Genomic DNA, 24875 nt, shown 5'->3' with positions numbered 1-24875 from the left:
TTACGGACGATAAACCGTTAAGCCGTTATATAGGCGGCTTCATTGACAATCGAACAAATGCGGTCTACGTCTTCTTCCGGCAGGTCCGGGTACAATGGCAGGCAAAGCACCCGCCCCGCAATATCCTCGGACACCGGACAGGGCTGATAGGGCTGAATAAACGACAGCGTATTCAGCGACGGGTAAAAATAGCGCCGGGGAAATATAGCCTCTTTATTGAGTGCATCCCGAACCTCAAACAACTTCTGTTCCGACTCCAATACCACCGGATAATAGGCATAATTGTATTCCAGACCCGGTAGCCGGGTGGGGCGGGAAATCCGGTCAAAATCCAGACGGTTATCATACCAGGCCGATACTTGCTGGCGGGCTGCAATCAGTTCCCCAATTTTCGGCAGGTTGCATAGCCCCATAGCCGCGTGAAATTCGGAGTTTTTGGCGTTGATGCCAATGCTCTGATAGTCATCGTTACGGTGTCCAAAGCTCCGGTAAAAGTGCAGCTTGCTGGCCATTTCATCGTCGTTCGTGATAATACAACCGCCTTCGACGGTATGAAAAACTTTGGTTGCGTGAAAGCTGCAGGTACTCAGGTCGCCATAACTAAGCAGTGCCTTATTGTTGTGTTGAACACCAAACGCATGAGCCCCGTCGTAAATGACTTTAAGGTTGTATTTGTCAGCAATGGCCTGAATCTCATCAACGCTACAGGCATTACCATAAACGTGCGTTGCCAGAATCGCCTGCGTGTTTTCGGTGATGAGCGCTTCTATTTTAGTGGGGTCAATACAAAAGTCTTCCGGGTGAATGTCCGCAAAGACCGGCGTACAGTTTTCCCACAGAATGGCATTGGTGGTAGCACAGTACGAAAACGGCGTGGTAATGACTTCTTTGGTAATCTGAAGGGCTTTCAGAGCCATTTGCAGGACCACGGTGCCATTGCTGCAGAACTTCAGGTGTTTTACGCCCAGATATTCCTTCAGACGATCTTCCAGTTCGCGCACCAGCGGACCGTCGTTGGTCAGATGAACACGATCCCAGATGCCTTCCAGATAGCGACTATACTCATTAAAGTCGGGCAGGTACGATTTAGTAACATTAATCATTTAGCGAATGCCTCCTCTTCTACCATTTTCATGTCAAACGGAAACTGCGGACGTACATAACCCGGCCACTTTCCATACCAGGCAACTCCCTCCCGGTAATCTTCTACCTCGAAAGTAATGCCTTCTTCCAGATTGAACAACGGGGTAACCGTATCTTTTACGACCATTACAGAAATAGAGTACGATCCATCGTTCAGGAAATACCCCGGAATATAGCATTCGCCGGCAATCAGCCCTTTGCTGTACGGCTTCGATTGTGTGCCGACGTTGAAAATGCATTCGCCGGTCAGGGAGTTCAGGTGCAGGCTCAGATTCAGGTTGGCCCGGTCCATCATGTTCCAGAACTCAAAGCGTACCCGCATGGGCGTCCGCACATCTATGTGGGTAGTTTTGTCGGGGTATTCCGGAATCAGCTCGACGCGCCGGATGCGTACCTGATCGTTGCCGGGTGCTTCTTCGGGCGTTTCCCAGGTGCGAATCAGTTTTGTTTTCGATACTCTGCTCAGGTAAGAAGCAATGACGTGGTTTGTTTCGCCCTGCTCCATCAGTCTTCCCTTTTCAAAGTAAAAAGTCTTGTTACAAAGTGCCTGAACGGCGGTCAGGTTATGACTGACAAACAGGATGGTGCGTCCGCTGGCGGATACATCACGCATTTTGCCGAGACATTTCTTCTGGAACTCGGCATCGCCCACCGCCAGAACCTCATCGATAATCATGATTTCCGGATCGAGATGAGCGGCAATAGCAAAGCCCAACCGTACGTACATACCCGACGAGTACCGCTTAACGGGTGTATCGAGGAACTTCTCAATACCGCCGAAATCCACAATCTCATCAAAAGCCTTCCGGATTTCTTCCCGCTTCATGCCCAGGATAGAACCGTTGAGGTAAATGTTTTCACGGCCCGTTAACTCCGGATGAAATCCGGTGCCGACTTCCAGCAGGCTAGCCACACGGCCCTGTATCCGGACCGAACCCGTAGTTGGCTCTGTGATCTTGCTGAGGATTTTAAGCAGCGTCGACTTGCCGGCTCCGTTATGGCCGACGATCCCCACACGGTCGCCCTGGTTGATGCTGAAGTTGACATCACGCAACGCCCAGAACTCTTCTCTTTCCAGCGTTTGATCCGGGTCTTGTTTGCGGCCAAACCAGTTACGGAAGCTCTCCGTTACCACGTCGCGTAACGTATTGGTACCCTTGCCCCGTTTATGATCTATGATGTACCGTTTGCTGATATTTTCTGCTGCAATGACCGACATAAAGAGTGTAGCGCCAGTAGATAGTAAGTTTATATATCATCGACAAAAGTATTTTCCCGCTTTCGGAAAAAGTACAGAGCCAGACTAAGGCAGAGACCTATAATGAGGACCGAAGCAAGAACACTTTGTGGATTAAAATAAGCTTTGCCGCCGAGCAATGCCCAGCGGAAGCCGTCAATAATTCCCACCAGGGGATTTAACATATAAAGTGTGTACCAGCTCTCACCGGAAACCAGACGGCTGCTATAAGCAATCGGACAGGCATAAAAGCCCACCTGCACCAGGAACGGGATCAACTGGCCCACATCCCGGAACCGGACATTAAGTACGGCGAAAAACAAACCGAATGCAAAAGAAGCCAGTAAAGCCAACAGTATAAACACCGGCAGAAACAGCAGGTGCCAGTCTGGCGATACCTGATACCAGATAGCAAAGATGACGAACAGACTCAGTGAGATCAGAAAATCCAGAAAACTCACCATGACCGAACTCATCGGCATTATTAACCGGGGAAAGTAGACTTTTGTTACCAGGTTGGCATTGGTAGTGATACTGGCGCTTACCTGAGTAAAAGCATTTGAAAAGAATGTCCAGATCGTAAGCCCGGACAGCACCATCAGCGGATATGGAATACCGGGGTCAGCGGGCAGCTTGGCCACCTTGCTGAACACGAATACCATAATAAGCATGGTAGTCAGCGGGCGGATCAGGCTCCATGAGACACCCAGGGCGGTTTGCTTGTAACGAACCGAGATATCGCGCATGGATAAAATCAGGAGCAACTCGCGGTTGCGCCACAGATCACTCCAATAATGCCGCTCCGACCGCCCGGACTGAATAACTACTTCGTGGGTTTTCACTAGTTGAATGATGAATTATAAGTTTTGCGGTAAGCGGGCGTCCGACCATAAAGCCATTTTCAACGCTTAACGCTCAGTTTTATCCCTCCTGCATTATAGAGCGGTATGTCTCCCGCAGGAAAATGATAATGATACTCAAAAAAAGCCCCAGCGCAATGCCTGCCTGCATACCTATCGTTGCTTTAACCTCTTTATACAGCGGCAATGCCACGGGTTCAATAATGGTAAACAGGGGCGACTCCCGTATCAACGAAAGTCGCATATTTTCTTCATTTTGCAGCGCCTGAAAATATACGGATGTCAAAAAAGTTGAGTTACGGGTCAGTTTGGTCTCCTGAATACGACCTTCGGCTACAACCACCTGCTGATTCTGATCCTGGTAACGGGCCAGCCGGGTCTCTGTCATTCCCAACGCCCTGCCGAGCGAGTCGGTCCGTTTTTTCAGCAGGTCGTACATCTCCCGGGTCTTTTTGGTCTGCTTCTGCCGATAGTCCTCCTCAATAGTCTCCAGGTGCGTTTCTACAAAGGTTTTGGTCAGGTCCTCATTCTCCATACCGGCCCGTAATTGCATAAACGACGATTTCCGTTCCGGCTGGGTTACGCCCATTTCTCCCTGGATGCGGGTGTAAATCTGCGACAATACCACATGGTCTAATTTATTGTATTCTTCCGGCTTTTTAGCCCGTGGAAAACTATAAGCCTGCAGGGTGTCGTTCTCCTCCCATTCTTCATCCCGGATACCGCTGTGCTGGATATAATAGTTTACCAGCAGGGTATCTTTACCATTGATGTTGACGGTCTTCATCAGGGTTTTCTCTACCACCGGCCTCGACTTGGCGTAGATCATGAAATTGTCGCCCACAAAGATATTGGCCTCAGGAGCGGCTTGCCCTAAGCCAAAAGCACCGGCTAAAGAGCCTAGGTCGCCAAAGCTGTTGCTGCTGCCTCCTCCGAGGTTGAAGGTCATGGTAGCGGTATAAATTGGCTTTCGCTCCTTGGTAATGTCTATTAAAAAGCCGATGATTCCGCCAGTAAGAATAAGCCCCAGCATTAGCTTCCAGTTTCGTCTGAACACGGACTTCAACCGAAAGATACTTAGCATTAGGGCCTTTGGAGAGATCTGATCCGGCGGTACGGGTCGTACTGCCATATTGTTGGTCTCGGTCGAGTTAACTGCACTCATAAAGTATACACTATTTTCTTATTACCGAATGGTCCGATAGGCCAGGATCAGCGTGATCAGCGTCATCACTGAACTGGTAATGGCCGTTGCCTGACCAAGTATCTGCTGTGGCGTAAGCGGAGCTGCTGTCCGGGTTGGAATCACAATCTCAGAGCCGGGCTCTACCCTGGGGTAGATGTTGAAGAACATAAACTTACGGGTCCGGTCGGCGGAGCCATTGGCATAGACAATAAACGACTTTTTCCGCTGCGATTTCGAGGTAAATCCTCCCGCCTGCGCTATATAATCCTGAAAGGTTTGCCCCGGCCGGTATTTAACGGTGGTGGGTAACAGAACCTCGCCCTGTAAACGTACGGTCTCCAGGCGTTTGGGTATTCTCAGGATATCATTTTCCTGGATCAGCATATCTTCCGGCGAGCCGGGATTATCTAAAATACGCTTTAAATTAATGCCGATGGATTCTTCTTTGCCGGGTGCCAGTGGATCAACCTGAACGACGGTTCTGCGGGAATCATCCGCCAATTCGGATACTGAGCGTTGCTGTTGCGCAATTTCGTCGGCACTTAACCGCACCTGGCGAACCAGCGTGGCTCCTTCGACGTAGGCGTATGGAGTCAGACCCCCAGCCATGTTGACCAGGTCCGAAATCTTCTGGTCTTTACTACGAATGGGGTATCCACCCGGTAAAATAACTTCTCCTTCAATCGTAGCGAACGTCTGGACCTGGTAATTGGGCGAGCGCCGAACGATTACCTGATCAAAAGGCTCAAGCACAAACTGACTTTGGTTTGGATTGATTGACAGATCGCGGCTGATAGGAATTCTGAACGTTTGGGCAACCTCCGCGGTGGTTGATTTGGGGTCTACATCCTTTTTCCGGCGTACGACCTCAATCTGTGAAGCGGCCGCTGATTCTTTTAAACCACCAACGCGCAGCAGCAGATCTTCCAGCGTCATATTGGCCATATACGGAAGCTCATTAGAGCCCGGCGGACTGTTTACTTCACCGATAATGGTAATCGTTGCGGGCTCGGCCAGGTCGAATCGAGATGGGATGACCACCTTGTCTTCGCGCTGCAGGGGCACATCCTCGCGGACGCCGTTTATGATGTCGGCATAATTGACGGTAATATTCTCGATAGCCAGGTCTTCCCGGGTCCGAACAATGGTAATTCGTCCGACAAAAGCATCACCCTGCAAACCATCCGCATTGGTAATTAGCTGCTTTAGGGTTTTGCTTTGGTCCAGCGAGTACTGTCCCGGCCGGAATACGGCTCCCTCAATGCTTACCTGATTTTCATACCGCTCCAGAATCTGCTCTACCGTCACCTGATCTCCATCCTGCAGGGTAAACGTTTCAAATTGATCAGCCGTAACGTCGATGACCTTGCGTTCCCGTTCAGTCAGCCGGGTTATCTTAATCCGGCTTTTATAAGCGTTAGCGGCAAATCCACCGGCAAAATAAAGCAGCTTACCCAGGTTCTCATTGGGTAGCATTTCAAAGATTTTGTTGCGCTTTACGGGCCCGGTAATTTCAACCCGTTTTTCGAAGGTCTGGAAACGAATGTTATCGTTGTCCTGTAGTCGGATGTCGTTTCGTTGAACGCCCAGCAGTAAGAGATCGTACAGGTCGAGCGTAGCTATAACTTTGTTATTGCGTATGATCTGCACTTTGCGGAATGAACCCAGTTCATTCGGACCACCCGACTGGTAGATGGCGTTCATGGCCGTCGATAACGACGAAATGGAGTATGTGCCTGGTTTAACGGCTTCTCCTAAAACAGATACCCGGATGCTGCGGATATTACCCAGCGTGAGTTCCAGGTAGGTATTAGGCGCGCCATAGGAGCTATTTTTGAGGCCTACATACCGGCGAGCCAGGCGATCGGTTATTCTGGCTTTTGCCTGTTCAATGCTCAAACCGGTTACCGAAACCGGACCAATACCGGTCTGATCAGCAAAATAGATATTCCCTTCAGGAGAAACGGTCTGGGTAAAATTGGCTTCAGAATAGCCATACAACCGGATATTTAACTGATCACCGGGTCCCACTATATAGTTCCGTGGAGTCGCAATATTGATATTCGGCTCAAAGGTGGAACGCAGGTCAGGATTACCAAAAATTTCATACCCGAAGAGTTTTCTGCGAAGTTCCTGCCGTTCCCGTTCCCGGGCTGCCTGGATGCTTTGCTCCATAAACTCCTCGTTCGTCTGCTGATTTTTCAGCCCCTGGTCTTCCTGCGACTGCCGTTCGAAGTCGGGAGAGTTTGGGTCGGTTGCTGTCTGATTTGACTGCTGCTGTTGGGTCCGGCCGGTTTGGGGTTGCTGGCCCGGTGCCGACTGGGTAGAAGAAGGCTGTGGCTGACCGGCAGGCGTTCGGCCGGCGGGGCCCTGAGGGGTAGTCTGGCCGGGGAGGCCACGTCCGGGTTGCTGACTTTGAGTAGGTAGGTTGCGGGGCAGGTTACCCGGTTGGGTAGGCAACGTGGTAGGCGCCGGTGTCGCCGGACCCGGTAAAACCTGCCCGAAGGTATTGCCGGAAAGCATACCGGCCAGGATTAACCCCATTCCCAACTTGTATCCGGATATTCTGATATTTTTTCTGAAAGATTTTTCCATTGAAACGTGGAAAATTCGGCTATTTTGCATATTTTTAAGAAGTGTACCGCTGAATAGCGCTTTTCTGCAAACACTTTTTTTTAAACGTTGGTATAACTCGTAGTAGTATTTTCAGAACGGTTCAGTTGGCAAAGTAAACGAACTTTTACCGTATTTTAAATAGTTATCTATTCAGTGGATTAATTTCTTATAATTGCTGCGAACGTTTATTTTTCCCAATTATTAGCAAGCCGCATCGGGAATTTTATATTCTTCAACAACCAGTCTAATTGAACAATTTAAGGACCACACATGGCTGAAACAACAAATCAAAACGTACAATACACCGAAGACAGCATCCGGTCTCTCGATTGGCGTGAGCATATACGTCTGCGGCCGGGGATGTACATCGGTAAGCTGGGCGACGGCTCAGCCGCCGATGACGGTATCTACGTGCTGCTAAAAGAGATTATTGACAACTCCATCGATGAGCACGTGATGGGGAATGGCAAGATCATTGACATTAAAGTTACTGACCACCGTGTGGAGGTCCGCGATTATGGCCGGGGCATTCCCTTAGGGAAAGTGGTCGATTGCGTCTCTAAGATAAATACGGGTGGTAAATACGATTCCGGCGCTTTTCAGAAGTCGGTCGGGCTGAACGGTGTCGGTACTAAGGCAACCAACGCGTTGTCAAATTATTTCAAGGTGCAGTCGTTCCGCGACGGAAAGTCTAAATGGGCGGAGTTTAAACGCGGTGAACTGGTGGCCGAGTCGGAGCTGGAAAACACCAGCCAACGTAATGGTACCCAGATTACCTTTGAACCGGATAATACTGTGTTCAAGAACTTCCATTTCATCCCCCAGTTTCTGGAGAACATGATCTGGAACTATTGTTACCTAAACGCCGGCCTGACTATTCAGTTTAACGGGCAGAAGTTCGTGTCCCAGAATGGTCTGCTCGACCTGCTGCGGAACAAAACCGATGAAGATGCGCTTCGGTACCCGATCATTCACCTGAAAGGGCAGGATCTGGAAATTGCACTGACCCACGGCAACCAGTACGGCGAAGAATACTACTCGTTTGTAAACGGGCAGTATACCACGCAGGGGGGAACCCACCTGGCAGCCTTACGCGAAGCCATTGTCAAAACGGTTCGGGAGCATTTTAATAAAGATTATGACCCCTCCGATGTACGAGCGTCGATTATCGGAGCCATCAGCCTGCGGGTGCAGGAGCCGGTATTCGAATCGCAAACCAAAACTAAACTGGGATCCATTAATATGGCACCGGATGCCAGTGCACCCACGGTCCGGTCGTTTGTGCTGGATTTTGTAAAAGACCGGCTGGACGACTACCTGCACATGCACACCGAAACCCGCGATGCGCTGAAAAAACGGATCGAACAGTCGGAGCGGGAGCGAAAGGAACTGGCGGGTATTAAGAAATTGGCGAATGAGCGGGCCAAAAAGGCCAACCTGCACAACAAAAAGCTGCGCGACTGCCGCATTCACCTGCCGGACAGCAAAGCCGACGACCGGTATCAGACCACGCTGTTTATCACTGAAGGGGACTCGGCCAGCGGATCGATTACCAAATCACGCAACGTGCAGACCCAGGCGGTATTCAGTTTGCGCGGTAAGCCGCTCAACTGCTTCGGCTTGACCAAGAAGGTCGTATATGAAAACGAGGAGTTCAACCTGCTACAGCACGCACTGGATATTGAAGATGGCCTGGACAACCTGCGTTACAACCGTATCGTGATTGCCACTGACGCCGACGTTGATGGGATGCACATCCGGTTGCTGATGCTGACGTTCTTCCTGCAGTTCTTCCCGGATCTGGTGCGGAATGGTCACCTGTATATTCTGGAGACGCCCCTCTTCCGGGTACGTAATCCAAAAAACCACAAGGAGACCACCTATTGCTACTCGGAAGAAGAGAAACAGAAGGCAATGAATAAGCTCTCATCTGGTGGGCGGAAGATTGAGATTACCCGGTTCAAAGGATTAGGTGAGATTTCTCCTGAAGAATTCGGGCTGTTCATTGGTGAAAATATGCGCCTGGAGCCGGTAATTATGGAAAAGGAGACCTCTATTCCGAAACTGCTCAGCTACTACATGGGCAAGAACACACCCGACCGCCAGCGGTTCATCATCGAAAACCTGCGCGTTGAAAAAGATATAGAGGAAGCCGCTTTGGTATAGGAGTTAAGAATTAAGAGTTATGAGTTATGAATTTTGGTGGTCAGGATAGTAGTTTTGTAGCCTATCACACCGAACTCTTCACTCATAACTCTTAATTCTTTGATGACGCTCGAAACCCTCCGTAACCAAATTGACTCCATTGATGACCAATTGCTAAACCTGCTCAATCAGCGCATGGACCTGGTGCGTCAGGTTGGCGAATTGAAACGGTCCAGCAATGCTGTTATCTACCGTCCCGAGCGGGAACTTCAGATTGTGGACCGGCTCTCCCGGCAGAACAGCGGCTTACTGAACCGGGCTGCCATTGAGGCTATTTTTCTGGAAATCTTTGCTGTATCGCGCAACCTCGAATTACCGGAGCGCGTTTCTTTTCTGGGGCCAGAGGGGAGCTTTACCCATCAGGTAGCCGAAAGCCGGTTTGGGGCCATGAGTTCCTACATGGCGTTGCCCACCATCCGGTCGGTGTTTGAGAGCGTAGAGACGGGCCGGTCGCGGTTTGGTGTGGTGCCGATTGAAAATAACCAGGAGGGCGTTGTGAACGAAACCATTGACCTGCTGCTGGAAAAAGATCTGACCATTGCGGCAGAGGCTCAGATTCCGGTTCATTTTACGTTTGCCACCCAATCGGACAAACTTAACGAAATCACCCACATCTATTCCAAAGACATTGCTTTCCGGCAGTGCAGTAAGTTCCTGAGCGAATATTTTGACGGCACCGATGTGGAGATGGTACCAGTCGAATCTACCTCAAAGGCCGCTAAGCTGGCCGCTCAGCAGCCGAATGCAGCCGCCATCTGTTCGCACATTGCTGCCAAACTGTTTACCGTTCCCGTTCTGTTCGATAATATTGAGGACAGTGACCTGAACCGGACCCGCTTCCTGATTCTGGCGAAAGATTATATGAATCAGCCCAGCGGGCAGGATAAAACCACGCTGATTGCGCGGCTGGCCAATACCAACAAACCGGGTGTACTGGCTGAATTTCTCCAGGAGTTCAACGCCCGCAACATCAACCTGACTAAAATCGAAAGCCGGCCGCTGCGCGAAGGAGCCACCTTCCGCTACTGGTTCCTACTTGAGTGCGAAGGGCACGTTGATGATCCAGCTTTGAAGGATATTTTGAATCACCACACGGCCGAGGTGAAGTGGCTGGGCAGCTACGTGCGGGTGTCCTGAATGGTTACGTTACCGGTAGTATATCTTCAGTGTCGGCGTAAGCCACCGGCATGCTGATTGTCAGATCGATGCTGGCTAAATAGATGCTTTCATTAATCGATTGGGCTTCTGACGCCAGGAACCAGAAATCGTTTTCGCCTTTCCGGAACACCTCAGCCCGGACGGTTTGTGAATCAATCAGCAGGTACTCGGTGAGTGTCGGAATCCGACGGTAGAAGGAAAACTTCTCGCCCCGGTCGTAGGCTTCAGTGCTTTTTGACAATACCTCAATAATGAGTGTAGGGTTAGTTACGGTATCGCGTTTGGAATCAGTGTATTGATTCGGGCCGCAGATAACCAGTAGATCGGGATAGGTGTACAAAGTAGTCTCTGGTATGTGCAGGCGCAAATCACTGAAGTATCCCCGGCAGGATGAACCACGCAGCTTAATCCCAGTCTCAATGGTGAGATTAGCCGTTATACGAACGTGATTAGGTGAAGCGCCGGCCATGGCAAAAATCTCGCCGTTGTGGTACTCACTTTTGTAAGCGGCTTCTCGTTCCTGTTCCAGGTACTGCTCCGGGGTGTAGTAGATTTTGGGTTGTGCGGTCATCGGTAATCAGGTTTCCTGCCAAAGTTACCAATTTCTCAGCCAATTTGCTGAGTGTGAACTTTAACCCTATACAGCGGTTTTCCTACTAAGAACACACCTGAAGACAAATGGATACCTACGAGAAACTGGATAAAATTATTGACGCCCGGATGAAGCTGAAGCGCCGGTTTGAAGAGAAAATGGCGCAAACGCCCTCTATGGCGGACGATAAACCGAGAGGCTCAGGGCCGCTTAACCGCCACGGCATGCCGCAGGTGCCGGTGGGGCAAACCGTTACCAAAAAGTGGCCGGTGCTGGATTTAGGTTACCAGCCAAACATCCCCCTGGATAAATGGCAACTGGCCATAGACGGTGAAGTAGAAGAACCCATGCGGCTCAAATGGGTAGACCTGATGGCCTTGCCGCAGGTAGAAGATGTCAGCGATTTTCACTGTGTAACTACCTGGTCGCGGCTGGATGTGCCCTGGGGTGGTGTTCGGTTCATGGACTTGGCTGCGCTGGTACGCCCTAAAGAGACCGCTACTCACATCATGTGTTACGGCTACGACGGCTATGCTACCAATATTTCGCTGGAGGAAGCTTTGAAGCCCGATGTACTGCTGGTGCATACCGCCGATGGTGAGCCATTGCCCCGTGAGCATGGAGGACCACTCCGCATGATTACGCCCCAGTTATATGCCTGGAAAGGATCCAAATGGATTAAGCGTATTGAGTTCCTTGCCGGCAACCAACTTGGCTTTTGGGAAGAGCGTGGCTATTCCAACACTGCTTACCCCTGGCGCAACGATCGGTATAGCTGAGCGTTAGACGTCCTGCTCCATAAACGTGTAGCACAGCATATGGCAGATGGTCATGTGCGCATCCTCAACGCGGCCGTAGTGTTCGGAGTTAATGACAATGACCTCCTGCGCCAGAACAGCCAGTTTACCGCGTTTGCCGCCGACAAGAGCGATGGTTGTCAGCCCCTGTTGATTGGCCCAGTCAATGGCTTTTACGAGATTGGGTGAACTGCCGCTGACGCTCATGGTCAGGACCAGATCGCCGGGACGGGCGTAGTTCTGCAACTGCCCAACGTAAACGTCGTCGTAGGAGTAGTCATTGCCCAGGGCTGTGAGCCAGGCAGTGTTGTCGTTCAGCGACAGGCAGCGGAATCGCTTGCCCAGTTTGTCGGATGCTCCTTTGCCAAGGTCGGTAATGAAGTGCGATGCATTGGCTGCACTGCCGCCATTGCCGAAGACAAATAGCTGCCGGTCTTCCTGCCAGCACTGCTTCATCAGCTCGGCGATGCGGGCCACCTGTTCCACAGGAATGGAATCGTAGGTTGCTTTTTGTTGGGTTAGGTAATCCTGAAAGTAGTTCATGGTGCTTATAAGAGTAACGCCCCAACCGGCACGGCGTCTTCGCCTAGTTTAGCCAGTAACACAATGGGCGCGGGGTGAAACGCCGACATGACAAACCTCGGCAACGCGGTGCGAACGGCAGCCCGCAACGGTTCACCAATCAATGATAAGCCGCCACCCAGCACAATCGCCTGCGGGTGAAACAAATGTACGACGTGCGACAGGCCAAACGCCAGCACAGAACCAATTTGTTCGATCAGCATCCGCGCTACCGGATCGCTCTGCTCATAAGCCGGATGCAGAGAGCGGGCTTCTCCGCCAACCGTGTTACCAACCAGCCTTTTTAGTGGTGAATCAGCATCTAACTGCGGAAGCAATTCCCGAATCTGCCGGTCGACAGCCCAGCCCGAACAGGTTTGCTCGATAGTTTGTCCCGGATTACCGGACGCATCCGGCGGAACCAGCCAAAGGTGACCAATCTCTGCTTCGCCGGGAATAGCCCCGTGGTAGATTTTGCCGTCGACAACCATACCTCCTCCAACACCACTGCCCAAAGTCACGTAGAACACCTGATTAAACGAACTCGCCACACCTCGTACGGCTTCGCCCAGAGCGGCTACATTCGCGTCGTTTTCGATTCGGATGTTATCAACATTAGTACGCTCCCGAAGCCACTCCGCTAAATTGAATCCTCCCCAACCTGGTACCTGGTGGGAGGTGGCGATGCGGCCGGTACGCCAATCGACCGGTCCGCCAAAACCAACGCCGATAGCCGTAGGAGTTTCTGCTACCTGCCTTAGTGTCTCCTCTATCGTTTCCAGAATGCCGGTTGCCCCACGTTCTTTATCTACGGCAAAACGATGCCGGTGAATAATTTGCCCGTTATTGTCGCCGGTGACGATTTGCAGCTTTGTGCCGCCTATTTCGATGCCTATACGCATAGCTAATGGAACGCGGATGACGCGGATTGAACGGATTTACGCAGATATTATAAATTCTTATAAATCCGCGTCATTTGCGTTCTATCAAACCTTTATAATCAATCTCCCTAAAATCCTTTATAATCAAACTCGCTCCTGTATTTGCCAACTCCTCCCGTGTATGGGTCGTGGCTAAGGCGATAACGCGCATCCCGGCCCGTAAACCTGCGTCAATCCCCGAGAACGCATCTTCAAAGACCACACATTGCTCCGGCGGTACACCAAGCCGTTTAGCAGCGGTGAGGTAGATCTCCGGGTCCGGTTTACCCCGCGAAATCATGGACGCATCGACCACTGTGTCAAAATAAGACCGCACCTGAATGCCATCCAGCGTAAACGAGATGTTGCTGACCGGCGCTGAGGTACCAACCGCCATCGGCACCTGATTGCGTTTCAAGTCCTTCAGAAAAGGGATTAGTCCTAGTGTCGGTTGCAGGCGCGGACGGTACATTTCCCGGTAAATTTCTTCTTTCTCTTCGGTGTAGGCTACAATCTCTTCCGGGGTTAGCGAACGCTGGAACACATACACTAGTGAGTCGGCGGCCACGCGACCATTCATATTTGTCGCGTATTGGTCCGGCGTAAGCGTACGTCCGTAGCGACCTACAAACTGAAGCCAGGAGTCGGTATGGTAGCGGTGATTATCGACAATTACGCCGTCCATATCGAACAGCGCGGCTATCTGGTGCGAACTCATACCGCGAACTTATAGGTTTTCGGGCAAAGCAAAAAGTGCCTGGGCCAATTACCGAACTACAACCGGCTTCTGCCAGGGTACAGAACCGCCCGTGCGGATATGCTCCATCAGCATCTTAACCAGTTCGTCGGCTTTTCTGCGCTCTTTGGTAAACAGATCTGTTGTTTCTGCCGGGTCTTCCTTTAGGTTGTAAAGCTCATAAGGGGCAAAAGGCGTGGGTTGCAGCAGCTTCCAATCACCCAATTGCAAGGCATGAATCTGCAACCCTTTGTACGTATCCTGTCCTTCCCTGCGAACAAAGTACAGCGGGCGCTCCGGTAGGGCACGGGCGTTAGCATTTGTCAGTTGATCCAGGAACGAGGTGGCATCCAATCCGGATGGCACAGCAGTACCGGCAACCTGCATCAGGGTAGGCATCCAATCCATCAGCAACAGTTTTTCCGCTGATACTCGTCCCGGCTGAATATGGCCCAGCCACATGGCCCCGGCCGAAATGCGGATGCCGCCTTCGTACATGGTGCCTTTGAAACCGCGGTATGGGCCTACGTTAGGTTTGCCGGGTTTCCAGCCCCCGTTGTCACTGGTGAAAATAACGAGTGTATTGTTGAACTGCCCGTTGGCTTTTAGTGTCGCCATTACCCGGCCTACGTTATCGTCCATGTGCTCAATCAGCGCGACCAGTTTTGCCCGCATGGGGTCGATATTCGGCTCCCGCTTTTGTACCCGATCAAGGTACTCAGCAGGTGGTTGCAGAGGGTCATGCGGAGCGGTGTAGGCCAGGTAAAGAAAGAAAGGCTGATTGGCTTTTGCGTTGCGGCCATTCAGGTAGTTAACAGCTTTATCTGTAAAGAGATCAGTGACGTGTCCAGGTGGATCAACAGTCTGTTTGTTATGCCGGAGGAAGTTGGTATTGTGCCGGCGCTTGGCTACGTAATCATCCATCATCCCTTCCAGCAGGCCGTAAAACTCCTGGAAACCCCGCTCGTTAGGCAGGTTGGGTGACTCCAGTCCTAAATGCCATTTACCCACCAGAGCGGTATGATACCCGGCTTTAGTCAGGTAATTGGGCAAAAGCTGACCGGGAGCCAGGTACCCCCAACTATCCCAGGTTTCGTCCCGAATCACACCCGGCACCCCCATCCGTTCCGGCCACCGGCCCGACAGCAGGGCCGCCCGGCTTGGTGAACAAACCGGACTGTTGGCGTAGAAATTAGTGAACTTGACACCCCCGTTGATAATGCTATCGATATGTGGCGTTCGCAGGTCGGGAGCGCCAAAGCTCGACAGGTCACCCCAGCCGAGGTCATCGGCGAGGATGAAGACAATGTTGGGGCGAGAGGGGTTGGGTTGGTTTAGGAATGGATTTGGTCGTGTAAATGCCCAAAGGCTTGAAAAGCCAAGACTTATGAAAAGCCAGAAGAAGAACTGTTGAGTTTTAGGAAATAGTCGCATACACAAATCAAGTAAAAATTTGAGTATGGATTGGGTAGATACTCTTCAAAAACAAACCGGCTAATCATCGTCTGTTTTGCAGAGAGGATGATTAGCCGGTTTTGTACCCCGGAATTACATTCCGGGATTAATTTACGCATTAACGCGCATTTTGATCAGGTTCAGGGCCGAGCCGGCTTTGAACCACTCGATCTGCCCCTGGTTGTACGTGTGATTGACCGGGAACTCGTCGATTGAGCCATCAGCGTGGTTCAGGACTACCGTCAGCGGCTTACCGGGAGCAAACTCGGTCAGGCCCAAAATGTCAATCTTGTCGTCCTCCTGCACTTTGTCGTAATCGGCCGGGTTGGCAAACGTCAGGCCCAGCATACCCTGCTTCTTCAGGTTGGTTTCGTGGATACGGGCAAATGAACGCACCAGTATCGCCCGAACACCCAGGTGACGCGGCTCCATAGCCGCGTGCTCGCGGGATGAACCCTCGCCATAGTTTTCGTCACCCACCACGACCGAACCAATGCCAGCCGCTTTGTATGCCCGCTGAACGGCCGGTACTTCGCCGTATTCACCGGTCAACTGATTTTTCACGGTGTTGGTCTTTTCGTTGTAATAGTTGACCGCACCGATCAGCATGTTATTCGAGATGTTGTCGAGGTGACCACGGTACTTCAGCCACGGACCTGCCATCGAGATGTGGTCGGTGGTACACTTGCCTTTCGCCTTGATCAGCAGTTTCAGGCCTTTCAGGTCGGTGCCTTCCCAGGCCGGGAATGCGTCGAGCAATTGCAGACGGTCAGATGTAGGACTTACCTTAACCTGAACCTGGCTGCCGTCTTCGGCAGGGGCCTGGTAACCGGCATCTTCTACATCATAACCTCTCGGCGGCTGCTCAATACCCTGCGGCTCGTCGAGCATCACTTCTTCCCCGTTTTCGTTGACCAGTTTGTCGGTCATCGGGTTAAAGGTCAGGCTACCAGCGATAGCAAAAGCCGTAACAATTTCCGGTGACGCCACAAACGCGTGGGTGCTGGCCAGACCATCGTTCCGCTTGGCGAAGTTCCGGTTGAAGGAGGTAATAATGGAATTCTTACGATTCGGATCATCAATATGCCGCGCCCACTGACCGATACAGGGACCGCAGGCATTTGCCAGTACCACACCACCAATACCTTCAAACGTCTGTAGCAGCCCATCGCGCTCGGCCGTAAACCGAACCAGTTCAGAGCCCGGCGTTACCGTAAACTCCGATTTTGTTTTCAGGTTTTTCTCAGTAGCCTGAGCCGCGATTGATGCCGAACGGGTAAGGTCTTCGTACGACGAGTTGGTACACGAGCCGATCAGACCGACATCCAGTTTCTCGGGCCAGCCGTTTTCTTTCACCGCTTTGGCAAAGTTAGACAGCGGCCAGGCCAGATCCGGTGTGTATGGGCCATTGATGTGCGGCTCCAGTTCCGACAGGTTGATTTCGATCAGTTGGTCGAAGTATTGTGCCGAATCAGCGTATACCTCGTCGTCTGACCGCAGGTGTTGTCTCACCGCATTGGCGGCATCGGCAATATCGGCGCGGCTGGTAGCCCGGAGGTAGTTGGCCATGCTCTCGTCATAGGCGAAGATGGAGGTGGTAGCCCCGATCTCAGCACCCATGTTACAGATGGTAGCCTTACCGGTCGCCGACATGCTTTCGGCACCTTCACCAAAGTACTCAACGATACAGCCGGTACCACCTTTTACGGTCAGGATACCCGCCACGCGCAGAATCACGTCTTTCGGTGCTGCCCAGCCGCTCAGTTTACCGGTCAGTTTAACACCAATCAGTTTGGGCATCTTCAACTCCCAGGGTAAGCCGGCCATCACGTCGCAGGCATCGGCACCACCCACCCCGATAGCGATCATACCCAGACCACCCGCGTTCGGCGTGTGCGAGTCGGTACCGATCATCATACCGCCGGGGAAGGCATAGTTTTCCAGCACCACCTGGTGGATAATACCCGCACCCGGCTTCCAGAAACCAATACCGTATTTATTCGAGACCGACGACAGAAAGTCGTACACCTCTTTGTTTTTGTTTTTTGCTACATCCAGATCCTGGTCTGCACCTACTTCGGCTTGAATCAGGTGGTCGCAGTGAACCGTGGACGGAACCGCTACTGTGGCTCGGCCAGCCTGCATAAACTGCAGCAGGGCCATCTGCGCGGTAGCGTCCTGCATGGCAACGCGGTCCGGCGCAAAATCGACGTACGTTTTACCCCGCTCAAAAGCCTGGGTCGGTGTGCCGGCTGTGAGGTGGGTGTACAGAATTTTCTCCGACAGTGTCAGGGGACGTCCCACAACCCGCCGGGCTGCTTCGACGCGCTCACCGAAACCGGCGTACACGCGTTGAATCATGTCAAAATCAAAAGCCATAGTATAGAGGGAATACGGTTACTAAAGAGACCATTTATTTGGTTAACCGGAATAACAGCATTCGGATTCCAGGTTATGGCCGCAAAATTAGGACTTTTTCTTAAATGTTGGCCGATACGGTTTTTCGCTGGTGTCAATCCAGTGTGTAATTCGTTCTCCCGGTTACGCCATAGATTCTGTTCGTGGCTGGTCTATGTTTTAAAAAAGCTGCCTTAGGGGTTTTCTACCGTAATTTTTCGAACGTTCACCCGCTACAAGTTGTTACTCTTCTACAATCCATTTAAGATTTTCCGTTTAAAAAGCCGGTACCTGTTCCTTGTACAAGTTACCGGTTTTGCGTCTATATTTGGCCCCTGCCTGAAAAGGGATGGTCCGGAAACGGCTGTTTGAGGGAATGGATGTGCGGTTATTAGCAACCTGAATACCCTTTTATGTCAAAAAACTTAGTCATAGTAGAGTCGCCGGCGAAGGCGAAAACCATTGAGGGTTACCTGGGAAAAGACTACACGGTGAAGTCGAGTTTTGGGCACGTACGCGACCTGCCCAAAGATGGTCTGGCTGTCGACGTGCAGAATGGTTTCCGGCCCTCCTACGAGATTTCGCCCGATAAGCGACAGGTGATCAGCGAGTTGAAGAAGCTGGCCAAAGAAGCCGAAGAGGTTTGGCTGGCAACTGACGACGACCGCGAGGGAGAAGCAATTTCCTGGCACCTGAAAGAAGCGCTCGGACTGAAAGACAATACGAAGCGGATTGTATTCCGGGAGATTACCAAGAATGCGATTCAGAACGCCATCCGGTCGCCCCGCAATATTGATGTAGATCTGGTGAATGCCCAGCAGGCGCGTCGGGTGCTCGACCGGCTGGTGGGTTATGAACTATCGCCGGTACTCTGGCGCAAGATCAGGGGCGGCAGCACGGGGCTATCAGCCGGCCGGGTTCAGTCGGTAGCCTTGAGGCTGGTCGTTGAGCGGGAGCGGGAGGTTGAGCAGCACCAGTCGAAATCGAGCTTTAAGGTCACAGCACAGTTTCTCCTCGCTGATGGTAAAGTACTGAACGCTGAATTACCCAAGTCGTTTGCCAAGGTAGAAGAGGCACGATTATTTCTGGAGAAATGCATTGGGGCGGCCTTTACGATTCGCAATCTCGAAACCAAACCAGGCAAGAAGTCACCGGCACCGCCATTTACCACGTCGACCCTCCAGCAGGAAGCTTCCCGCAAATTAGGCTTTGCCGTCGACCGCACCATGCGGCTGGCGCAGGGGCTGTACGAAGCGGGTAAGATTTCATACATGCGTACCGACTCAACCAGTTTGTCGCAGGAAGCTATTGACAACGCAAAAGGCGAAATCCTGAAGGAGTTTGGTGATAAATACCTGCACACGCGGCAATATAAAACCAAAAACGAGTCGGCGCAGGAAGCGCACGAGGCTATCCGTCCGACCAATTTTGCCGACCGCCATGCCGGTGCCAACAAAGACGAGAAGCGTTTGTATGAACTAATCTGGAAGCGGTCGATTGCCTCTCAGATGGCTGACGCACAACTGGAGCGTACAACCGCTACCATTGCTATTTCTACGACACCCGAAGAACTGGTTGCCCAGGGTGAGGTCATCAAATTCGACGGCTTTCTGAAAGTATATCTGGAGTCGAAGGATGATGCCGAGGACGAAGAGAACAAAGGTATGCTGCCCCCGCTGACCATCGGACAATTGCTGAACCTGGGGCAGATGAAGGCAACCGAGAAGTTCACGCGTCCGCAACCCCGCTATACGGAGGCCAGTCTGGTGAAGAAACTGGAAGAAATGGGCATTGGTCGCCCGTCGACCTACGCACCAACCATTTCGACCATCATCAACCGGGGCTATGTGGTGAAGCAGGACAAAGCCGGACAGGAGCGGGCGTTTAAAGAACTGATTCTGGAGCGTAATGCCGTTCGGGAGACAAGCGGCAAAGAAACCTTCGGCTCCGAAAAAGCCAAGCTGTTCCCGACTAATACCGGTATGGTGGTTAACGATTTCCTGGTCGAATACTTCCCGGAGATTGTCGATTATAAATTTACGGCCACCGTCGAGAAGGAGTTTGATGAAATTGCCGAAGGTAAACTGAACTGGCAGCGAATGCTGGAAGAGTTCTACGGCGATTTCCACAAGAACGTCGAAACGGTGCAGGGCTCGTCTATATCCGCGTCCAAGTCGTCTGGCCGGGACTTGGGTCTCGACCCGCGTACTGGTAAAAAAGTATCGGCGCGGCTGGGTAAATACGGCGCCTACGTACAGATCGGTGAAGCGACGGACGAGGACAAACCGCAGTTTGCCAATTTGCGCAGCGGACAACTCATTGAGACGATTTCGCTGGACGAAGCCCTCGACTTATTTTCTCTGCCCCGTGAAGTCGGCTTCTTCGAAGAGAAAGCCATGACGATTGGTATTGGTAAGTTTGGCCCGTATGTGAAGCATGACGATAAATACGTGTCACTAACTAAGGAAGACGATCCGTATTCCATCTCCGCCGAGCGGGCTGTTCAGTTGATTCAGCAGAAGCGGGCCGAATCGGTAAGCGATACGCTGGGTGAGTTTGAAGGCAAACCGGTAACTACCGGCAAGGGCCGTTTTGGGCCGTACGTGAAATTTGAGGATAAGTACATCTCCATACCGAAAGGCGATACGCTAGCTGGTTTATCGCTTGAGCGGGCCATTGAACTGATTCAGCAGAAGCGTCAGGCGGATAGTAATAAATACATTAAGGAGTTTGCCGAGGATTCGAGAGTTAAGGTAGTCAATGGCATGTATGGACCGTACATTGCCGTCGGCAAGCGAAACGTCAAGATACCTAAGGATATTGACCCGGCATCGCTGACGCTGGAAAAATGTCTGGAACTGGCTGGGGAGCCTGCACCCGGTGCCACTCCCGAAAAATCACCGGCCAAAAAGGCACCCGCAAAAGCCGCAGCCAAAACGACCAAAAAGACTGCTCCGGCTAAGAAGGTTACCAAAAAATAAGAGATTGAAAAAGCCGGTCGTATAATCAACCGGCTTTTTTATTTTGCCAGTGGGCTTATCTTCTCAATATGCAGACACGTAAAAAGATAGTAGTGCTCTCCGGCGCCGGCATCAGCGCAGAGAGTGGTATTGCCACCTTCAGGGATTCAAACGGCTTGTGGGAAAACCACCGGATAGAAGATGTGGCCACGCCCGACGCCTGGCAGCGTAATCCGGATCTTGTGCTGGACTTCTACAACCAACGCCGGAAGCAGGCGCTCAACGTGCAACCCAATGCCGGGCACTTCGCGTTGGTAAAACTGGAGGAATACTACGACGTAACCATCATTACGCAAAACGTTGATAACCTGCACGAAAAAGCCGGTTCCTCGGACGTTGTTCACCTGCACGGCGAACTGTTCAAAGCCCGCAGCACAGCCGACGAATCGTTGATTTATAACATGGAAGGTTGGGAGCTGAATCGCGGAGATGTTTGCGAAAAAGGCTCACAGCTCCGTCCGCATATTGTCTGGTTTGGCGAGGCCGTGCCGATGATGGATACCGCCATCGACATTACCGAACAGGCTGATATTTTCATTGTTGTCGGTACTTCGCTGGTGGTTTACCCGGCCGCAGGGCTGGTCTATTATGTCCGCTCCGGAGCCCCCATTTACATCGTCGATCCCAATATCCCGGATATTTCCTCGCGGAAGAACCTGACCTTTATTCCCGAGCCGGCAACGGTTGGCCTGACCCGCCTGGCCGATCAGTTGATTGAGCAGGCACAGTAGGGTATTGTAATAATCTTACCGCAGATTCAAACAGCTTCTCCAAACCAGGGGTTAACTCTTTGGATCAACGGAATGGTTGGGTGGCTGCAGATGAAGAACTCATACAGAAAACGCTGTGGGCGCATAAAACGCTGAATGTACAGTATGGTGTGCAGGAGTTCTATGAACAGAAGAACCCCATGCGCGAGCTGATCCGTACCATTCTGTCGCACCGCACCACCTACGCCAACGAAATGACGGCTTACCGAACCATGATGGAGCAGTTTGGCACGTGGGAAGGCGTACGCGATGCCCCAATGGCCGAATTAACCGATACCATTAAAACGGCTAATTACCCCGAAGTCAAAGCGCCCTACATTAAAGCGGTACTAGAGGCCATTATTCAGGAGCGGGGAGAAGCCAACATTGACTTCCTGCACGAACTGACCACCCAAGAGGCTATGCAGTGGCTGAACCGGTTGCCGGGCGTAGGTCCCAAAACGTCTACCTTACTGCTCCTGTTTGAGTTTCATAAGCCCGTTCTGCCCGTCGACACGCACGTGCATCGGGTGACGCAACGTGTTGGACTGATTGGACCGAAAGTAAGTGCCGGTAAAGCCCATACGCTATTACTTTCATACTTACCGCCTGATGCAAAAGCGCTGTATAATTTTCATAAGCACTTTTTCTGGCACGGGCAACGCGTTTGCACCTGGTATGAGCCCAAGTGCCCCGCGTGTGTGCTGCAAAGCCGCTGCGACTATTTTCAGACTGGCCGGACGGCCAAATTAAGCAGCACTCCGCAAAAGGTCTCTCGCTTACCCTAATTAGCCTTGGACGCTTTACAGCTTTGATCCGTATTTACGTTCAAAGATTAGTTTGGCCTGGCCTACCCAGTTATCGCGCTCAATCCGGCCAGGGAAAAACTCAATGATCTCGTTTACTTTAGCCATATCCTCCTTTGTAAAATTGGCAATTTGCCGGTAGGTGTAAATGCCCAGGCTATGCAGTTTGCGCTCCAGCAGCGGTCCTATACCCACAATATCCTTCAGGTCGTCGGCCTCAGCCGGAGTAGCCCGGCCGATCCGGTCAAAGTTTAACTCCGGAGACCGCGAGGTAATACGGGCCAGTACGGCTGCTTCCGAGGTAGCGGGAATGTGGGTAACTTCGACTGTTTCCGGCGCATTATAATTGGCCGGAGGTACCGCCAGCTTATTGGGAGAGTCAACAAACTGACCGACCGGTTGGGCTGCTAGGTATCCGGGTTCCTTCTTTTTCGGCACAGCCGTTTTGGCCCGGCGGCAGTCTTCCAGCTCAGATTCTTTTTCGGCAATCTGGGTGCGCAGCGTATTGATGCGGTCATTAAATATAAGACGGGCCAGCAGCCACCCAATACAGGCAGCTATTGCCAGCAGCAGCAGGATTTCGGCAATAGCAACCGGGCGACTGAGGGGGTCAAAGTCAAGCATAAATTCGGTGAGTGGGTAAAGCGTGGTGGGTTGAAACGTAAACCTATCGTTTTCGGCTGATTAATTCAAGCGCTTGCCCTACCCAGTTGTCGCGTTCAATCCGGCCGGGGAAGAACTCAATTATATCATTTACTTTGTCAATGTCCTCACGGGTGAATCGGGCTATCTGATGGAACGTAAAGATACCCAGTGCATTTAACTTTCGCTCCGTGAACGGGCCGATGCCCACAATTTCCTTTAGATTATCGGCATCGGGCGGAGTCGCTCGTCCGATACGCTCAAAATTTAATTCTTTCCGGCGGGCTAGAATTCGGTTCAGGATTGGGTCATCGCCGGTATGAAACGATACCGGCGGAGCCGGCATATTCTGACAGTCTTCCAGTTCCCGCTCCGTGCCCGCTAGTTCACCCGTCAGTTGGTTAATCAGTTTCTGGCGGGATATATAACCAATGATAAACCCAATAATGGCCGATACTGACAACATAATGGCGTGTTGCCAGAGTGCATCAGGGTTGTTAAAGGGGTTGAAGTCAATCATAACGTTCTTGAATTACGGGTTTATTCTGAGGGTGTCTCTTGGGATGACTACGGTTACCCAATTACGTATAGATTGACTATTGGCCATAGTTGCAGAAGGTCTCGGCTGCTCTCCTCCTACAACCCGCATGGTTGTCTGCCCATACACAATACCAAACTCTTTTACCTGACTTCTAACGCGTTCGGCACCCTGACGGGCGAGATACTGGTTGTCTTTACCAGGTTGACTGGTATGGCCCGTAACCAACAGTTTCTTAAACCGGTTTCTATCATCCCGCAGGTAGCGGGCCACTTCTTTAAAAAACCGATTCGTTTCGTTGGTATGAATATAAGTGGCCGACCCCTCTCTGAAGTACAGGCTAACCGGATCAAAAACGGATCTGTATTTTTCGGCTGCTGCCAGGGCTTCTATCGCAGACAGGTCTGGCATGACATTCGGTCCAAGACGTCCTGTGCTGTCGGCGGCCATAAAAGCCAGCGATAAGACGCCGTACAGGGAGTCGCCGGCTGGCGTAAACGAGAGGCTACCTTTCTCAATACCACGCGTCTCAAACTGACTGTCTGGGAGGCCCATATTCAGAAAGTACTGCTTCAGGTGGTCGGCTCTGACTACGCCCAGGTTTTCGTACGGCGTGGGATTTTGCTCTTTAGGCGAATAAGCCCCAATGATTATGAGCCGCCGGTCTGGATTTACCCGCAGGTAGTCAGCAACCGAATCGATAACAAACTCCAGACTGTTCAGATTAATGTCCGGGGACGAAACCGCAAAACTGATGTTATCATTGGCTTTCAGCATAAAGTGGCCGGGGTCCTGAATTACCAACGGCTGAATGTGGGCGGGCAGGGGAGGTGGCGCTTTGATGCTATCCTGATCGGTAACGACAGGAATAACTTTCGTGATTTCACCAGGGCAGAGTTGTTTTACCTTACAGACATGCCACCAGGCGGACACAGCCATCCAGGCCAGCAGCAGAATGATCCAGGGGGTTCGGCTTGTAAACATACAGGGAGGTAGTGGCAGAGTATACAGATCAGTAACGCCGGGCTAGTGCGCATCAGACCTGGTGTCTCTGTAAATATACAGGAATACCTGACGCTGACAAACTTACCACCTGCGCTACCTAAATAGGTGACCAGACTATTATCCACAAAAAAACCCCTTTTGTTTGAACTACCGTCTGGACACATCTTTTGATAAGGTGAAGCCGATAACGATGGCATCAAACTTTTTGAGGCCTAACCAAAACGTGGTGATGCCCGGCTTTCGTCCGGATTG

The 24875-nt window shown here is 51.6% G+C and carries 20 protein-coding genes; 6 read left to right on the top strand and 14 right to left on the bottom strand.

Features of this window, described 5'->3' with window-relative positions:
- Positions 1-17: 17 nt before the first annotated feature.
- From ABD949_RS20815 to ABD949_RS20795, 5 genes are all read right to left on the bottom strand, one after another.
- Entirely contained in the window at positions 18-1103 is a 1086-nt protein-coding gene (locus ABD949_RS20815; RefSeq protein ID WP_345246606.1) for a DegT/DnrJ/EryC1/StrS family aminotransferase, read from the bottom strand.
- Positions 1100-2362, bottom strand: a complete 1263-nt coding sequence (locus ABD949_RS20810; RefSeq protein ID WP_345246604.1) for an ABC transporter ATP-binding protein — start codon at positions 2360-2362, stop codon at positions 1100-1102. Before ABD949_RS20810 ends, ABD949_RS20815 begins: the two co-directional genes overlap by 4 nt.
- A gap of 29 nt (positions 2363-2391) precedes the next feature.
- Positions 2392-3222 carry an ABC transporter permease gene (locus tag ABD949_RS20805; RefSeq protein WP_345246602.1) on the bottom strand — a complete coding sequence of 277 codons (831 nt, stop codon included), beginning with the start codon at positions 3220-3222 and terminating at the stop codon, positions 2392-2394.
- Positions 3223-3301: 79 nt separating this feature from the next.
- Positions 3302-4405: a GumC domain-containing protein gene (locus tag ABD949_RS20800; protein ID WP_345246600.1), complete on the bottom strand. Its 1104-nt coding sequence runs from the start codon at positions 4403-4405 to the stop codon at positions 3302-3304.
- A gap of 21 nt (positions 4406-4426) precedes the next feature.
- Positions 4427-6970, bottom strand: a complete 2544-nt coding sequence (locus ABD949_RS20795) for an SLBB domain-containing protein (RefSeq protein WP_345246598.1) — start codon at positions 6968-6970, stop codon at positions 4427-4429.
- 342 nt (positions 6971-7312) lie between these two features.
- On the opposite strand from ABD949_RS20795, the gene ABD949_RS20790 reads away from it, so the two are divergent.
- A complete protein-coding gene (locus ABD949_RS20790; RefSeq protein WP_345246596.1) occupies positions 7313-9208 on the top strand; it encodes a DNA topoisomerase IV subunit B in 1896 nt (631 codons plus the stop codon).
- A 102-nt stretch (positions 9209-9310) separates the two neighbouring features.
- Positions 9311-10384, top strand: coding sequence for a prephenate dehydratase (pheA, locus tag ABD949_RS20785; protein WP_345246703.1), 1074 nt, complete (start codon positions 9311-9313; stop codon positions 10382-10384).
- A gap of 4 nt (positions 10385-10388) precedes the next feature.
- Here the strand turns inward: pheA and ABD949_RS20780 are convergent, their stop codons facing one another.
- Positions 10389-10976 (bottom strand): Uma2 family endonuclease, encoded by a 588-nt coding sequence (locus ABD949_RS20780; RefSeq protein ID WP_345246594.1) that lies wholly within the window; start codon positions 10974-10976, stop codon positions 10389-10391.
- A gap of 107 nt (positions 10977-11083) precedes the next feature.
- Here ABD949_RS20780 and ABD949_RS20775 point away from each other — a divergent pair, with 107 nt between their 5' ends.
- Complete coding sequence (locus tag ABD949_RS20775) at positions 11084-11776, top strand: sulfite oxidase-like oxidoreductase (RefSeq protein WP_345246592.1); 693 nt, start codon at positions 11084-11086, stop codon at positions 11774-11776.
- 3 nt (positions 11777-11779) lie between these two features.
- On the opposite strand, the gene ABD949_RS20770 is transcribed toward ABD949_RS20775, so the two are convergent.
- The 5 genes from ABD949_RS20770 to ABD949_RS20750 form a co-directional block, all read right to left on the bottom strand.
- A complete protein-coding gene (locus tag ABD949_RS20770) occupies positions 11780-12337 on the bottom strand; it encodes a D-sedoheptulose-7-phosphate isomerase (RefSeq protein WP_345246590.1) in 558 nt (185 codons plus the stop codon).
- Positions 12338-12342: 5 nt separating this feature from the next.
- Positions 12343-13257, bottom strand: a complete 915-nt coding sequence (locus tag ABD949_RS20765) for an ROK family protein (RefSeq protein WP_345246588.1) — start codon at positions 13255-13257, stop codon at positions 12343-12345.
- A gap of 70 nt (positions 13258-13327) precedes the next feature.
- Positions 13328-13993 carry an HAD family hydrolase gene (locus ABD949_RS20760; protein ID WP_345246586.1) on the bottom strand — a complete coding sequence of 222 codons (666 nt, stop codon included), beginning with the start codon at positions 13991-13993 and terminating at the stop codon, positions 13328-13330.
- A 48-nt stretch (positions 13994-14041) separates the two neighbouring features.
- Entirely contained in the window at positions 14042-15445 is a 1404-nt protein-coding gene (locus ABD949_RS20755) for a sulfatase family protein (RefSeq protein ID WP_345246584.1), read from the bottom strand.
- A 132-nt stretch (positions 15446-15577) separates the two neighbouring features.
- On the bottom strand, positions 15578-17845 hold the full coding sequence (locus ABD949_RS20750) for an aconitate hydratase (RefSeq protein WP_345246582.1): 2268 nt from the start codon (positions 17843-17845) through the stop codon (positions 15578-15580).
- Between the two features lie 431 nt (positions 17846-18276).
- Here ABD949_RS20750 and topA point away from each other — a divergent pair, with 431 nt between their 5' ends.
- The 3 genes from topA to ABD949_RS20735 all read left to right on the top strand — a co-directional run bounded on the left by topA (position 18277) and on the right by ABD949_RS20735 (position 22420).
- Complete coding sequence (gene topA / locus ABD949_RS20745; protein ID WP_345246580.1) at positions 18277-20844, top strand: type I DNA topoisomerase; 2568 nt, start codon at positions 18277-18279, stop codon at positions 20842-20844.
- A gap of 68 nt (positions 20845-20912) precedes the next feature.
- Positions 20913-21614: an SIR2 family NAD-dependent protein deacylase gene (locus ABD949_RS20740; RefSeq protein ID WP_345246578.1), complete on the top strand. Its 702-nt coding sequence runs from the start codon at positions 20913-20915 to the stop codon at positions 21612-21614.
- A gap of 59 nt (positions 21615-21673) precedes the next feature.
- Positions 21674-22420 (top strand): endonuclease III domain-containing protein, encoded by a 747-nt coding sequence (locus ABD949_RS20735; protein WP_345246576.1) that lies wholly within the window; start codon positions 21674-21676, stop codon positions 22418-22420.
- Positions 22421-22435: 15 nt separating this feature from the next.
- Here ABD949_RS20735 and ABD949_RS20730 read toward each other — a convergent pair whose 3' ends face one another.
- The 3 genes from ABD949_RS20730 to ABD949_RS20720 are packed head-to-tail and all read right to left on the bottom strand — an operon-like array spanning position 22436 to position 24602.
- On the bottom strand, positions 22436-23062 hold the full coding sequence (locus tag ABD949_RS20730) for a hypothetical protein (protein ID WP_345246574.1): 627 nt from the start codon (positions 23060-23062) through the stop codon (positions 22436-22438).
- 43 nt (positions 23063-23105) lie between these two features.
- Positions 23106-23600, bottom strand: a complete 495-nt coding sequence (locus tag ABD949_RS20725) for a hypothetical protein (protein ID WP_345246572.1) — start codon at positions 23598-23600, stop codon at positions 23106-23108.
- Between the two features lie 12 nt (positions 23601-23612).
- A complete protein-coding gene (locus ABD949_RS20720; RefSeq protein WP_345246570.1) occupies positions 23613-24602 on the bottom strand; it encodes an OmpA family protein in 990 nt (329 codons plus the stop codon).
- Positions 24603-24875 lie beyond the last annotated feature (273 nt).

The organism is Nibrella saemangeumensis, assembly GCF_039541915.1.
GTDB classification, from domain to species: domain Bacteria; phylum Bacteroidota; class Bacteroidia; order Cytophagales; family Spirosomataceae; genus Nibrella; species Nibrella saemangeumensis.
Note: the sequence above shows the minus strand (reverse complement) of the source record. Positions and strands in the feature narration are given on the sequence as shown.

Excerpts from the sequence above, each read along its gene's own strand:
- ABD949_RS20815 (WP_345246606.1), bottom strand. The coding sequence starts at position 1,103 with ATGATTAATGTTACTAAATCGTACCTGCCCGACTTTAATGAGTATAGT.
- ABD949_RS20810 (WP_345246604.1), bottom strand. The coding sequence starts at position 2,362 with ATGTCGGTCATTGCAGCAGAAAATATCAGCAAACGGTACATCATAGAT.
- ABD949_RS20800 (WP_345246600.1), bottom strand. The coding sequence starts at position 4,405 with ATGAGTGCAGTTAACTCGACCGAGACCAACAATATGGCAGTACGACCC.
- ABD949_RS20795 (WP_345246598.1), bottom strand. The coding sequence starts at position 6,970 with ATGGGGTTAATCCTGGCCGGTATGCTTTCCGGCAATACCTTCGGGCAG.
- ABD949_RS20790 (WP_345246596.1), top strand. The coding sequence starts at position 7,313 with ATGGCTGAAACAACAAATCAAAACGTACAATACACCGAAGACAGCATC.
- pheA (WP_345246703.1), top strand. The coding sequence starts at position 9,311 with ATGACGCTCGAAACCCTCCGTAACCAAATTGACTCCATTGATGACCAA.
- ABD949_RS20780 (WP_345246594.1), bottom strand. The coding sequence starts at position 10,976 with ATGACCGCACAACCCAAAATCTACTACACCCCGGAGCAGTACCTGGAA.
- ABD949_RS20775 (WP_345246592.1), top strand. The coding sequence starts at position 11,084 with ATGGATACCTACGAGAAACTGGATAAAATTATTGACGCCCGGATGAAG.
- ABD949_RS20770 (WP_345246590.1), bottom strand. The coding sequence starts at position 12,337 with ATGAACTACTTTCAGGATTACCTAACCCAACAAAAAGCAACCTACGAT.
- ABD949_RS20765 (WP_345246588.1), bottom strand. The coding sequence starts at position 13,257 with ATGCGTATAGGCATCGAAATAGGCGGCACAAAGCTGCAAATCGTCACC.
- ABD949_RS20760 (WP_345246586.1), bottom strand. The coding sequence starts at position 13,993 with ATGAGTTCGCACCAGATAGCCGCGCTGTTCGATATGGACGGCGTAATT.
- ABD949_RS20755 (WP_345246584.1), bottom strand. The coding sequence starts at position 15,445 with ATGCGACTATTTCCTAAAACTCAACAGTTCTTCTTCTGGCTTTTCATA.
- ABD949_RS20750 (WP_345246582.1), bottom strand. The coding sequence starts at position 17,845 with ATGGCTTTTGATTTTGACATGATTCAACGCGTGTACGCCGGTTTCGGT.
- topA (WP_345246580.1), top strand. The coding sequence starts at position 18,277 with ATGTCAAAAAACTTAGTCATAGTAGAGTCGCCGGCGAAGGCGAAAACC.
- ABD949_RS20740 (WP_345246578.1), top strand. The coding sequence starts at position 20,913 with ATGCAGACACGTAAAAAGATAGTAGTGCTCTCCGGCGCCGGCATCAGC.
- ABD949_RS20730 (WP_345246574.1), bottom strand. The coding sequence starts at position 23,062 with ATGCTTGACTTTGACCCCCTCAGTCGCCCGGTTGCTATTGCCGAAATC.
- ABD949_RS20725 (WP_345246572.1), bottom strand. The coding sequence starts at position 23,600 with ATGATTGACTTCAACCCCTTTAACAACCCTGATGCACTCTGGCAACAC.
- ABD949_RS20720 (WP_345246570.1), bottom strand. The coding sequence starts at position 24,602 with ATGTTTACAAGCCGAACCCCCTGGATCATTCTGCTGCTGGCCTGGATG.